The 11,549-nt window shown below is 57.7% G+C and carries 10 protein-coding genes; 8 read left to right on the plus strand and 2 right to left on the minus strand.

Features of this window, described 5'->3' with window-relative positions; translation table 11 throughout:
- Positions 1-147: 147 nt before the first annotated feature.
- From ACTJK5_RS16005 to ACTJK5_RS16030, 6 genes are all read left to right on the plus strand, one after another.
- Positions 148-936: a transporter substrate-binding domain-containing protein gene (locus tag ACTJK5_RS16005; protein ID WP_111847523.1), complete on the plus strand. Its 789-nt coding sequence runs from the start codon at positions 148-150 to the stop codon at positions 934-936.
- Positions 937-993: 57 nt separating this feature from the next.
- Entirely contained in the window at positions 994-1,668 is a 675-nt protein-coding gene (locus ACTJK5_RS16010) for an amino acid ABC transporter permease (RefSeq protein WP_113179956.1), read from the plus strand.
- On the plus strand, positions 1,665-2,414 hold the full coding sequence (locus tag ACTJK5_RS16015) for an amino acid ABC transporter ATP-binding protein (protein WP_113261465.1): 750 nt from the start codon (positions 1,665-1,667) through the stop codon (positions 2,412-2,414). Before ACTJK5_RS16010 ends, ACTJK5_RS16015 begins: the two co-directional genes overlap by 4 nt.
- A 23-nt stretch (positions 2,415-2,437) precedes the next feature.
- Positions 2,438-3,703 (plus strand): cysteine desulfurase-like protein, encoded by a 1,266-nt coding sequence (locus tag ACTJK5_RS16020; protein WP_440612823.1) that lies wholly within the window; start codon positions 2,438-2,440, stop codon positions 3,701-3,703.
- Positions 3,704-3,719: 16 nt separating this feature from the next.
- Positions 3,720-5,126 carry a dihydropyrimidinase gene (gene hydA, locus ACTJK5_RS16025; protein ID WP_440598881.1) on the plus strand — a complete coding sequence of 469 codons (1,407 nt, stop codon included), beginning with the start codon at positions 3,720-3,722 and terminating at the stop codon, positions 5,124-5,126.
- 356 nt (positions 5,127-5,482) lie between these two features.
- Entirely contained in the window at positions 5,483-6,160 is a 678-nt protein-coding gene (locus tag ACTJK5_RS16030; RefSeq protein ID WP_207773771.1) for a hypothetical protein, read from the plus strand.
- An 839-nt stretch (positions 6,161-6,999) separates the two neighbouring features.
- On the opposite strand, the gene ACTJK5_RS16035 is transcribed toward ACTJK5_RS16030, so the two are convergent.
- Positions 7,000-8,004, minus strand: a complete 1,005-nt coding sequence (locus ACTJK5_RS16035) for a substrate-binding domain-containing protein (RefSeq protein ID WP_153310798.1) — start codon at positions 8,002-8,004, stop codon at positions 7,000-7,002.
- 9 nt (positions 8,005-8,013) lie between these two features.
- Positions 8,014-9,369 carry an ROK family protein gene (locus ACTJK5_RS16040; RefSeq protein ID WP_153310797.1) on the minus strand — a complete coding sequence of 452 codons (1,356 nt, stop codon included), beginning with the start codon at positions 9,367-9,369 and terminating at the stop codon, positions 8,014-8,016.
- Positions 9,370-9,557: 188 nt separating this feature from the next.
- On the opposite strand from ACTJK5_RS16040, the gene ACTJK5_RS16045 reads away from it, so the two are divergent.
- Positions 9,558-10,385 carry a sugar phosphate isomerase/epimerase family protein gene (locus ACTJK5_RS16045; RefSeq protein WP_440598882.1) on the plus strand — a complete coding sequence of 276 codons (828 nt, stop codon included), beginning with the start codon at positions 9,558-9,560 and terminating at the stop codon, positions 10,383-10,385.
- 38 nt (positions 10,386-10,423) lie between these two features.
- Positions 10,424-11,545 (plus strand): substrate-binding domain-containing protein, encoded by a 1,122-nt coding sequence (locus ACTJK5_RS16050; RefSeq protein WP_153310795.1) that lies wholly within the window; start codon positions 10,424-10,426, stop codon positions 11,543-11,545.
- The last annotated feature ends 4 nt before the right edge of the window (positions 11,546-11,549 follow it).

Raw genomic sequence — 11,549 nt, forward strand, 5'->3', positions numbered from 1 at the left:
TCCCTCTTTTTCTTAATCAACGTCTATTTTCAACACAACAGCTTGCCAAGACCGAAAGTCCATGCTTGTTTGGTCTAACTGGTCCGACCAGTTAGACCACAATGTGTGATCGTGTATCAAATAACAAGGGGAACACTGATGAAACGCATGACAGCGAGATTTTTAACCGCTTCATTGGCTGCCGGTATCGCTCTTATGAGCATGCAAGCAGCGCGCGCCGCTGATTTGACTGTGGGCGCAAACATCGGCAACGTGCCGTGGGAATTCCAGGACGCCTCCGGCAAAGTCGTCGGGTTCGAAGTCGACCTCGTCAACGAGGTCGCAAAGCGCCTCGGCAAGTCGGTCGAGTTTGTAAACACTCCATTCAATGGACTGTTCTCGGCGGTTCAGTCGGGGCGCATCAATATGGCGATCTCTTCGATTACCATTACGCCAAAGCGTCTTGAATCGGTATCCTTCGCGCAGCCATATTACGACAGCGACCAGTCGCTCACGGTGACAGCAAAGTCCGGAATCACCGGCTTGAAAGATATGAATGACAAAGTGGTCGGTGTTGACACTGGCTCGACCGGCGACATGTGGGCTGAGAAGAATAAGGCCGAATACAAGTTCTCCGACATCCGGCGGTTCGAAGGACTTTCTCCCGCTATGCTCGATCTTGTTGCCGGCCGCATCGATGGCTACATCAGCGACATTCCCGCTCTCTTGTACTATGTGAAGGACAAGCCAGAACTGAAGGTGGTCGCCCGCATCGAGACCGGCGAGAAATACTCCGTTATGTTCAACAAGGGCGACCCGCTTGCAGAGCAGGTGAATGGCGTCATCACCGAGATGAAGAAGGACGGTTATCTCGCCAAGCTTCATCAGACTTGGTTTGGAGCGCCTGCGGAAGAGAAAACATCGACCGTGACGGTCATGGACATGCCAAAACTTTAACAGCACCACAGCCGCCAGCGGGTCTTAGATCCGCTGGCTTGAGGGAGCCTTTTCGGCATGAATCTCATCAACACATTCTTCAATTACGATGTCCTGCTTCAAAGCCTTCCGCAACTGATGTGGGGACTGGTCGTCACGCTTCAGATTGGCATCGTCAGCATCGTCGCCGGTCTCGTTGGTGGCCTTGTGCTTGCGGTTACTCGGCTTTACGCGCCACGGGCAATCGTGCTGCTCATTCGTGTCTATGTGGACGTCTTCCGATCCATTCCCTTGCTCGTTCTTCTCATCGTCATTTATTACGCGTTGCCATTCGTCGGGATTAGGCTCTCGCCGTTCTTTTCGGCGGTCACAGCGCTCTCGCTTGTCTCGGCGGCCTATACGGCAGAGATTTTCCGTGCAGGCATCGACGCCATACCGGTCGGCCAGTTTGAGGCTTCGGCGGCTCTCGGTCTATCGAACCGGCACACAATGGCGGACATTATTCTCCCTCAAGCCATTCGGATCGTTATTCCGCCGCTGACCAACAATTCCATCAATGTCCTTAAGGATACGGCCCTGGCGTCGGTGGTCGCCATGCCTGATCTGTTAAAGCAGGCGACGCAAGCGCAGGCCCTGAGCGCCAATCCCACGCCCTTGATTGGTGCGGCTCTGATCTATGTCCTGCTGCTCTGGCCCATGGTGGCTGTCGTTTCCCGACTCGAAGTGCGGTTTGGTGCAGGGAGACGTAGATGACTGATCAATCCAAGAATTTGATCCGCGTCGAAAGGCTATTCAAGGCTTATGGTACATATACCGTGCTACACGGTATTGACCTGAATATCACCGAAGGTGAGGTCGTTTGCATTATCGGTCCGTCCGGGTCCGGCAAGTCGACCTTGATCCGATGCATCAATCACCTGGAGGCTTTCTCGCCTGAGAGCTCCATCACCGTTGATGGCGTCAAGGTGCGTCCCGGCAAGGATCTTGCCAAAGTTCGTGCCGAAGTCGGCATGGTATTTCAGTCCTTCAATCTTTTTCCACATATGACGGTGCTTAAAAACGTCATGCTGGCGCCGATGCGTGTGCGCAGGCTTGGCGAAGCGCAGGCGGCTGCGAAGGCGAAAGACCTGTTGGCCCGTGTCGGCATTTCCGAACAGGCGGAGAAGTATCCTGGGCAGCTATCCGGCGGGCAGCAGCAGCGCGTGGCGATTGCGCGTGCTCTCGCCATGGAGCCGAAGGTTCTTCTATTCGACGAGCCGACATCGGCTCTCGATCCGGAAATGGTGGGGGAAGTGCTGGATGTCATGCGGCGTCTGGCCGGGACCGGTGTCACCATGATCGTCGTGACGCACGAAATGGGCTTCGCCAAGCAGGTGGCGGACCGCGTCATCTTCATGGATAGCGGGAAGCTGGTCGAGATGGGTACCCCTCAGCAGATATTCGACAATCCCCAGGAAGAAAGAACGCGCAGTTTCCTGCGCGCGGTACTCAACCATTGAATTATGTCTGTGGAGGACACACCATGAACGATAAGCCATCGCTCGATCTGGAATTCGTGCGAAGCCAATTTCCCGGTCTGGAACGAGGCTGGACGTTTTTTGACAACGCTGGCGGTTCGCAGATCCTGCAGGGTGCGATCGACCGTATCAACAGCTTCCTGATCGAACGCAATGTCCAGATCGGCGGCTCTTATGAGGTGTCGCAAAAGGCGGCGGAGGCCCTCTACGAAGCGCGCACCGCCGCCATGCACCTTGTCAACGCGACGCGGCCTGAAGAGATCGTCTTTGGAAATTCGACAACTGCGCTTCTGCAAAACCTGGCGCGCGCCATGGAAAGCCAGCTTGAGCCCGGCGACGAAATTATCGTGACCGTGAGTGACCATGAATCCAATATCGGTCCCTGGGATCGGCTGAAATCGGCGGGCGTGATCATAAAGTTCTGGCCGCTCAACAAGAACACTTTGAGCCTTGATCTGGCAGATCTTCAGCCCTTGATGTCGAAGCGCACGCGGCTAGTCTGCATGACGCATGTCTCCAACATTCTTGGGTCGATCAACCCGGTACGACAGATTGCCGACTTCGTTCATGCGCAAGGCGCCCGGCTATGCGTGGATGCGGTGGCTTACGCCCCCCACCGTCTCGTTGACGTTCAGGCTTTCGATGCGGATTACTACGTCTTCAGTCTCTACAAGACCTACGGGCCTCATTACGCGCTCATGTATGGGAAATATGATTATCTCCTCGAGCTCGACACGCTTTATCACTACTTTTACGGCAAGGACAAAGTTCCAGGAAAACTCGAGCCTGGTAATCCCAATTATGAGCTTGCCTATTCCACCTGTGGCATTGTCGACTACCTGACGAAACTTGGAGAACACGCTGGGGAAAAAGGCAGTGTTCGTAATCGGATCGCAACAGCGTTCAAGGCAATCACCGCCCAGGAGGACGCACTGACCGAAAGGCTGTTGTCGTACTTGCGATCGCGAAACGACTGCCAGATCGTCGGGCAGAGCCATAATGGAGACAGTTCCCGCGTTCCCACGATTGCTTTCCGCTTCGATGGCCGCGACGCAGCTGAGATATGCCGCGCGATGGATGAGCATCATATCGCAATGCGGTTCGGAGATTTCCACTCGCGCCGTTTGGCCGAATATCTTGGCCTCACCGACCAAAGTGGCATGCTGAGAGTGTCCATGGTGCATTATAATACCTTGGAAGAAGTCGATCGCTTCACGCAGGCTCTCGACAAAATTCTTTCCGGCGAAACGGGTTTTGCGAAAGCAAGCTGAGAAAAGGACGGCGTCGATGCGCTTCGATACAATCATCCGTAACGGAACCGTGGCGACCGCTAGCGATACCTTTGTCTGCGACATCGGTATCCTTGATGGAAAAATCGCGACCCTTTCAAGCGGGCTTAACGATGCAGCGGAGATCATCGACGCCGCGGGCCTTTTCGTGTTGCCGGGCGGGATAGACAGCCATGTTCACCTTGACCAGCCGTCCGGCGAAGGCATCGTCATGGCGGACGATTTTGAAAGTGGAACACGGTCGGCAGCCATGGGCGGCAATAGCATGGTGCTGACCTTCTGCATGCAGGAGAAGGGGCAGACATTGCGCGAGGCCCTCAAGGCCTACCACGCCAAGGCTGAGGACAAATGTTATACCGACGTTGCTTTCCATCTCGTCATCACTGATCCGACCCCCGAGGTTTTGGGGCAGGAACTGCCGGCGCTGGTGGAAGCTGGCTATACGTCGCTGAAGGTCTTCATGACCTATGAGGGGCTTCGGCTGCGCGATGATCAGATACTGGATACGCTCGATGCGGCGCGCCGTACCGGAGCGCTCGTCATGGTCCATTGCGAGAATGAAGATGCGATCCGCTATCTGATTGGACGCCACGAAGACGAAGGAAAGCTTGCTCCCAAATATCATGCGACGACGCGGCCGATTGCGGCCGAGCGTGAGGCAACCCATCGGGCATTGTCGCTTGCGGAGATCGTGGATGTCCCAATCGTGATCGTTCACGTGTCCAATCGCGAGGCGATGGAGGAAATTCGCAGAGCCCGCATGCGCGGCCAGAAAATCGCCGGTGAAACCTGTCCGCAATATCTGATGCTGACAGCTGCTGATCTCGATCAGGATGCGCTGGAAGGCGCAAAATACGTCTGTTCTCCCCCACCACGTGACCAGCAAAGCCAGGATGCATGCTGGGAAGGTTTGGAGCAGAATGTCTTCGATCTCTTCTCGTCCGATCACTGCCCATTTCGCTATGAAGACGCCGAGGGGAAGCTGAACGAAAAGGGAAAGCGGCATTTCCGCTGGATACCAAATGGCATCCCAGGCGTTGCCACGCGATTACCGATCCTGTTTTCCGAAGGTGTGATGAAGGGGCGTGTATCGCTCAACCAGTTCGTTGCCCAGACATCGACCAACCACGCCAAGCTCTACGGGCTCTATCCGCAGAAGGGCACAATCGCAGTTGGCTCCGATGCCGATCTCGCTCTATGGGACCCGGAAAAGCGAGTGACAATTGTCAATGATCTCTTGGCGCACGGTTCGGATTATACGCCTTACGAAGGTCTTGAGGTGCAGGGATGGCCCATCCGCGTGCTGCTGCGCGGCAAGTCGATCGTCGAAGAAGCCGCTCTCAGCCCTGCGCCGACCGGGGGCAGATATATTCCTCGCACGACCTCGTGCCTCGTAAAGAAATGATACTTTTTGGGAATGAGCGGAGCGGTCATCCCATAGCGGACATCGGGGGACCGCTCACCGGAAAGGGATTCAGCTTGCGTCTTTTCACGCGCATCGAGCCAAGCTATTTCGGCGGCGAAGGTTCACTTCCCAGCGTGAGCAAGGTGTCTTGCTCGAGTGTCATGTCAAATTGGATTGAAATTTAAGCGCCAAACACTGCTTTGATCGTATCGTCGTGATGGCTTCCCCGCTTGGTCATCAATGTCACATTTCGCAGAGACGGGACGCGGAAAGTTTCGGTTACATCAGGTATTCAGGCTGGTAACAGGTACATTCAGTCTCAGGCATCGAGCGGAAAGGACCGACAAGTGGACTTCATGAAACTGCTGAAGTCGCTCGAAGAACTTCTCTACGAGCTCGTGGCATGGCTGGTGTTTTATCCTCTCACTATGTGGAGATCGGTGATCACGCCTCTCAGGATGATGCGGTATGCGGACATCGAGCTCTCCGACAGGCTCGACGACCAGTACGACGACACCCTTAGCCCGCCCTTGTTTCTCTTGATCACCCTGCTTCTTTCCCAAGGGCTCTCCAATGCTCTGCCGTCGGTGTACGATACCACGCAGGCAGCGCGCGAACTTGGGTCTGGGTCTAACCTCCTGATTGCGCGCGGAGTGATCTTCGGAATTTACCCGCTTTGTATGGCGGTAACGTTGCTGCGATCGAAGGCATCAAAAATCACTCGCAATTCGCTGCGTCCGCCGTTCTTCAGCCAATGCTATGTCGCTGCGCCTTTCGCCTTTTTCCTTGTGCTGGGGTTTGATTTCATCAGCATGCCTGAAGAGCATGGGGTGCTGGTGGGTTCGTTTACCGTGGCTTTTGCAATGATCTGGTATGCTCAGGCACAGGTTCGATGGTTCATGCACGACCTTAGGATCGGAGTACAAAGAGCGACCGCCATATTCCTCGCGGCATTTCTGTTTGCCACTCTGGCGGCGCTTCTCGTGGCTTTGGTGATTACCTTTGATGCAAGAAGCATAGCTACCTCGGTTTGATCACCGAAGGCGTACTTTCCTGACACGGCGACTTTGCAAAGATTCGTGCATTGGACTGCTGCAATTCCATGATGCGTGCTGAGCTAGTATTGGCGCGGCGGTGACCGCCGATCGCCGATCGCCCGGAAAATAAAGTCGCAGACGATGAGTTTCATCATTCCAGCGGGCTGCACAGCTGAAAGTCCGCAACACGTCGTTCACCCACCAGCACGTTAAGCTTGATAGCAACAGTTTGAATTTCTGTCGGTCAGAACGGTGAAGGCTCAATGAAAGACGGCTGCCTGGTGGCATCGCCCATCGGCATTTTGGACGCGGGCACTCCAACAGAAAATATTGCCGCGGCGGGCCATGAGGTTGTTGCCCTTGCCTGCCAACTAAAATGCCAGCGCGCGATTTCGCGTGGGCATCACCTGTGGGCTACAGTTCTGGGCATCAGGTCGCCAATGATGCCAAAACGATATCCGGCACGACTAGAAAATCAAGGAATTAAGGGGATTTAGCGAGAATTGGCTGGAGAACCTGGATTCTCACGTGATTTCAATGACTTAATTCAAGATCCTTGAAATTCCCTCTGTTTTCCAATCGCGAGCGACCGTGGATGCCACCTTTTTGCCCTGGCTTTGGGCCTCAGTCAACAGGGCGCTAAAGCGGCAATTATTTCCGGATCGATGCGCTGAACTTTACGCGCAAAAGGGTGGGATATCACGCAGCGCACCGAAGTTGTGCGTGTGGCGGCACGGCGCCCATCGCATGAGACCAATCCGGGTTCTGGTCTCATCAGTCCAAATTTTGGACCGACGAAGGATCGCCTCACAACAAAATCGTCAGATGAGCCAAACTCAGCGGAGAAGCTTCTGCTGCCTCAAGACTTCTCGAGGCGCCGGAGACCGCCAGATCGTCTGGAACGATTCCACCACATTTGTGGCAGTTACCGCAACGCCGGGCAGGGCTACCCAGGCTGGCGTAAGGCGACTGAGGAGAGCGGTTACCGTTGTCGAGGCGGCCGTCTGCCCCTGCCGGAATGGCTGCTGGGCGGCAATTGTTACAATTGGCCCGCCGCCCGAGAGGCTGATGGCCGCCTCCTTGCCGAGGTCGACTGTGGCGATCGGAACAGACAGGCCAGCGGAGACGAGAGCCGCGGCCGCCGCGATGGCCGGCGTATCCCAGACCACGAACAGCCCTTTTAGGTCCGGAAGCTTTTTTGCTAACGCCGAAGCCGTCGCGCCCGCCTCCGTGAGGGAAGGGAATCGGGCGACATGCAGGTGGTGGCGCGGTCGGTTGATACGCATCCATTTCACAAAGGCGATCTCGCGCTCGTTGGTCGCGAAGAAATCCGATTCGTAGCCGAGCACACCAACCTCGGCTTCCTCGCCGAGATGGGGCGCGAGACCTTCTGCTGCCATCTTGCCGAGACCGAAGTTGTCTGCTGAAATCAGCGATACGTAATCCTTGCCCGGCAGTAGACCAGTCGGGACATTATCAAGCAGCACGAGCTTGATTCCGGCGGCGGAAACGCGCGCATGGGCCGCGGCGACCTTGGCATTGGCGACCGGGAGCGAAATGATGGCGTCCGGTGCTTCGCGGATCAGACGGTCCAGCGCCTCGATCTGCACCTCGGGCGTGAAACCGCAGTCGACGACATCGATAACTGCCACACCGCAGTCGCCGAGCGTTCCGACGATACCGGCCAGTTGCTGCTTGGCCCAGTCGCTCGCCAGCGTATGCAGGACGATGGCAATGCGTAAGCCCGCAGCCCGTGCCCGTGCCTTGTCCTCAGGAAGAAGCAAGACCCGCTCTGGTGCGGATGCGCGTTCGCCATGGGGACCAAGTCCTTCAATCACCATCGACACGCCTCAAGTTTTGGGCGGCGGCATGACCGCTGCAACGGCTGCGGTCTGCGCCTCTAACCGGCCGCGAAGGGCCTCGAATTGTGGATGCGCTTGCGGGCGCCCTGCCATAATCCAGTCGCGGAGTACGGCTGGCGAGAACAGGCTTTCCGTCGCCACGATAGCAGCCCCGACGAGGCCGGAGGAACTGCCCATCTGTGAGCGGATGATCTGTAGGTCGCGACTGACCAGCGGGTGGGATGCGCCATAGATGGCCTCGCGAGCGGCTGCCAGCAGGATATCGTTGCTCTGAGCGATCGACCCGGAGAGCACGATCAGTTCCGGGTTCAGCATGTTTGCAAGCGTCGCCACGACCTGGCCGATCATACGCCCGCTTTGCGAGAGGATATCGATGGCCGCCGCGTCGCCCATATGCGCCGCCTGCGCCACTTCGACCGCCGTGATCTCGCCGCCGCGCCGGGCATGCTCGGCGAGGATCGGGCTCAAGCCCTTCTCCGCCTGTATCCGGCCGTCACGAATTATCGCCTCCGAGCCGGCCATGGTCTCCAGCGTACCGTGCCTCTCACCCGAACTCACCGGCACGGAGCCGATCAAGCCGACCGCGCCTTGTGCGCCCCGGAACAGCGCACCGTCACTGACCAGCCCGGCGCCGATACGTTTACCGATCTTGACGAACAGCATCGCCCGGTGGCCGACGCCAGCGCCGGAGTGAAATTCACCCATGGTCATGGTCTCGACGCTGGACCGCAGCCAGACGGGAACGTCGAATCCCTCGACCAGTTTCTCGACCAGCGGAAAGCTCTCCCATCCCGGCAGCACCGGGGGTGTGCCAGTCTGAAAAAAGCTTTCGCCAGCGTCGGTCACGACGCCAGGCACCGAGATGGAAATGCCCCATAGCTCGCCGGCGTCCGGCTGCATATCGAGGATCCAGCGAAACAGCATGGTGAGCCGGTCAAGCAGCGTAGAGACAGGTTGCGTCAGGTCCGCTGCCTCGTGATGTTCCATCCTCAGATGGCCGCCGAGATCGGCAAGGCCGACGCCAAGCGCAGTTTGGTCGAGGGTGGCGACGAGGATGCTGCCGCGATTTGCGGAAAACCGCACGAGCCGCGGCGCCCGACCGCCTGTAGCCGTCCCAAGCTCGCTCTCATCAACGAGCCGGAGTTCGGCGAGCGTCCCCAGGCGATCTGCCACCACGGCGCGGCCGAGTTCGCTTTCACGCTCCAGTTCCTGACGGGTCGTAGCCTTTTCCGTGCGCACCAGGTTGAGAATTTCCACAAGGCTGGGCGCAGCCGTTTCCGCCGTGCGCGGACGCCCCTTTCGTCGCGGGTGCATATCGGCGTCCATCTTCGCCGTAGCAGGCATATCTATTCCTTTCACCCGAACCAAGCGGATAAGCCTTGATAAATCCTCACCTTGAGACGTGCAACAACAAACTTTTGTATTAAAACAGCATAAGTTTGCCAATAAATGCATTTTAAATGTTGACATGAGTGGTTTAAGGGCGCAATCAAGGCGATATAAGGTGGAAATGTCTTGAGGAGGAGATGACCATGGAGCGTTGCAAGCTGGCTTATCATGCCAATTGCTGGGGGGAGCTCGGCGGAAGTGCCGTTGGCGTCACCTCGATTACACAGCTCTCTTACCGGACCTTCGGTGACATGAGGCGTGCCTTCGCCGATATTGCAGCGGCAGGATATGAAGGCGTGGAGCTTTTCGATGGCAACCTGCTCGAATTCGCCACGGCGGATATGCGTGCCCTGCTGTCCGACAATGGTTTGAGCATTGTCGCCGCATATGCTGGCGGAAACTTCATCTTCGACGATATCCTTCCGGAGGAGTTGGCCCGCGTGACGCGCGCCGCGGAACGGGCCGCCGAACTCGGTGCTCCGCATCTCGTTGTCGGCGGCGGCGCAAAGCGTTTCGACGGAACGCGGGAGGCGGATTTTCACAAGCTGGCGGCAGCGCTTGATCGGGTAGGGGAAATTGCGAGCGCACACGGTTTGCGCGGCCATTATCATCCCCACCTCTCCACAATCGTGGAGGGACCGGAGGAGGTCGCAAAGATCTTCGGCCTGACGGGTATCGATTTCTGCCCGGACACGGCGCATCTCGCAGCAGCAGGCGGCGATCCTGCGCAGCTTATACGCGATCACGCGTCCCGTATTTCCTATGTCCACCTCAAGGGCCTGCAGCGCGAGCCGTTTGCCTTCACGCCTCTTGATCGTGGTGACGTGCCGACCGACGGCATTATTGCCGCCTTGCGCGAGATCGGCTTTGCCGGCTGGATCTGCGCGGAACTCGATGCCTGGACCGATCCGCTGGAGGGCGCTCGTGCCAGTATGACTTATCTGAAATCGGCCGATCTCAAGAAGGATTGAAGGCCACCGGGGCTATGCCCCATCCACGGGAGGAAACCATGATTACCAGACGCATTCTTTTGTGCTCCGCGACCATCGCGGCAGTGCTGTCCATCGCGGCCCCGACATTTGCCGCCGATCCCGATACCGCGCTCGCCAAGCTGCAGGAATCGGTGCTGTCGAAGGGACCGTCGGGTGAAGACCCGTCGCCCGCCTCCGGCGTCTCGCTGACCGCCGAGGAACTTGCCAAGGTCAAGGCCATGGGTGCCACGGCTGCTATCGTCATGCATTACGGCGGCAATGACTGGTCTCGCGCCCAGATCAACGGCTTGCAGACGCAGTTTGCGGCCATGGGCATCAAGGTCATTGCGGTCACGGATGCCGGCTTCAAGCCCGAAAAGCAGGTGGCCGACCTCGAAACCATCATGGCGCAGAAGCCGAACATCATCGTTTCCATCCCGACCGATCCGACTGCGACCGCATCGGCCTACAAGGCCGCAGCGGATGCTGGCACCAAGCTGGTGTTCATGGATAACGTGCCTACCGGCTTCAAGGCGGGCAAGGACTACGTCTCCGTCGTCTCCGCTGACAATTATGGCAATGGCGTTGCCTCGGCGCATCTGATGGCCAAGGCACTCGGTGGCAAGGGCGAGATCGGCCTAGTGTTCCACGCTGCTGATTTCTTCGTTACCAAGCAGCGCTATGACGCCTTCAAGAAGACCATCGCGTCGGACTATCCCGATATCAAGATCGTAGCCGAGCAGGGCATCGGCGGCCCGGATTTCTCCGGTGACGCAGAAAAGGCCGCCGGCGCAATTCTGACGTCCAACCCGAACGTCAAGGGCATCTGGGCGGTCTGGGACGTGCCCGCCGAAGGCGTCATCGCCGCAGCGCGAAATGCCGGACGGGACGACCTGATCATCACCACGATCGACCTCGGCGAAAACGTGGCGATCTCGATGGCGCAGAACGGTTTCGTCAAGGGCCTCGGCGCCCAGCGGCCCTATGATGCGGGCGTCGTAGAAGCCAAACTTGCCGGCTATGCCCTTCTGGGCAAGACGGCCCCAGCCTTTGTCGCCCTGCCGGCTCTGCCTGTCACCCGCGACAGCCTGCTAGATGCGTGGAAGACGGTCTATTCGACCGAAGCGACCGCCAACGTCAAGTCCAGCCTAGGCAACTAAACCG

Origin of the sequence: Agrobacterium sp. 22094 (assembly GCF_052046015.1) — a bacterium.
GTDB classification, from domain to species: Bacteria; Pseudomonadota; Alphaproteobacteria; order Rhizobiales; family Rhizobiaceae; genus Agrobacterium; species Agrobacterium cavarae.

Excerpts from the sequence above, each read along its gene's own strand:
- ACTJK5_RS16010 (WP_113179956.1), top strand. The coding sequence starts at position 994 with ATGAATCTCATCAACACATTCTTCAATTACGATGTCCTGCTTCAAAGC.
- ACTJK5_RS16020 (WP_440612823.1), top strand. The coding sequence starts at position 2,438 with ATGAACGATAAGCCATCGCTCGATCTGGAATTCGTGCGAAGCCAATTT.
- ACTJK5_RS16045 (WP_440598882.1), top strand. The coding sequence starts at position 9,558 with ATGGAGCGTTGCAAGCTGGCTTATCATGCCAATTGCTGGGGGGAGCTC.
- ACTJK5_RS16030 (WP_207773771.1), top strand. The coding sequence starts at position 5,483 with ATGAAACTGCTGAAGTCGCTCGAAGAACTTCTCTACGAGCTCGTGGCA.
- ACTJK5_RS16015 (WP_113261465.1), top strand. The coding sequence starts at position 1,665 with ATGACTGATCAATCCAAGAATTTGATCCGCGTCGAAAGGCTATTCAAG.
- ACTJK5_RS16035 (WP_153310798.1), bottom strand. The coding sequence starts at position 8,004 with ATGGTGATTGAAGGACTTGGTCCCCATGGCGAACGCGCATCCGCACCA.
- ACTJK5_RS16005 (WP_111847523.1), top strand. The coding sequence starts at position 148 with ATGACAGCGAGATTTTTAACCGCTTCATTGGCTGCCGGTATCGCTCTT.
- ACTJK5_RS16040 (WP_153310797.1), bottom strand. The coding sequence starts at position 9,369 with ATGCCTGCTACGGCGAAGATGGACGCCGATATGCACCCGCGACGAAAG.
- hydA (WP_440598881.1), top strand. The coding sequence starts at position 3,720 with ATGCGCTTCGATACAATCATCCGTAACGGAACCGTGGCGACCGCTAGC.
- ACTJK5_RS16050 (WP_153310795.1), top strand. The coding sequence starts at position 10,424 with ATGATTACCAGACGCATTCTTTTGTGCTCCGCGACCATCGCGGCAGTG.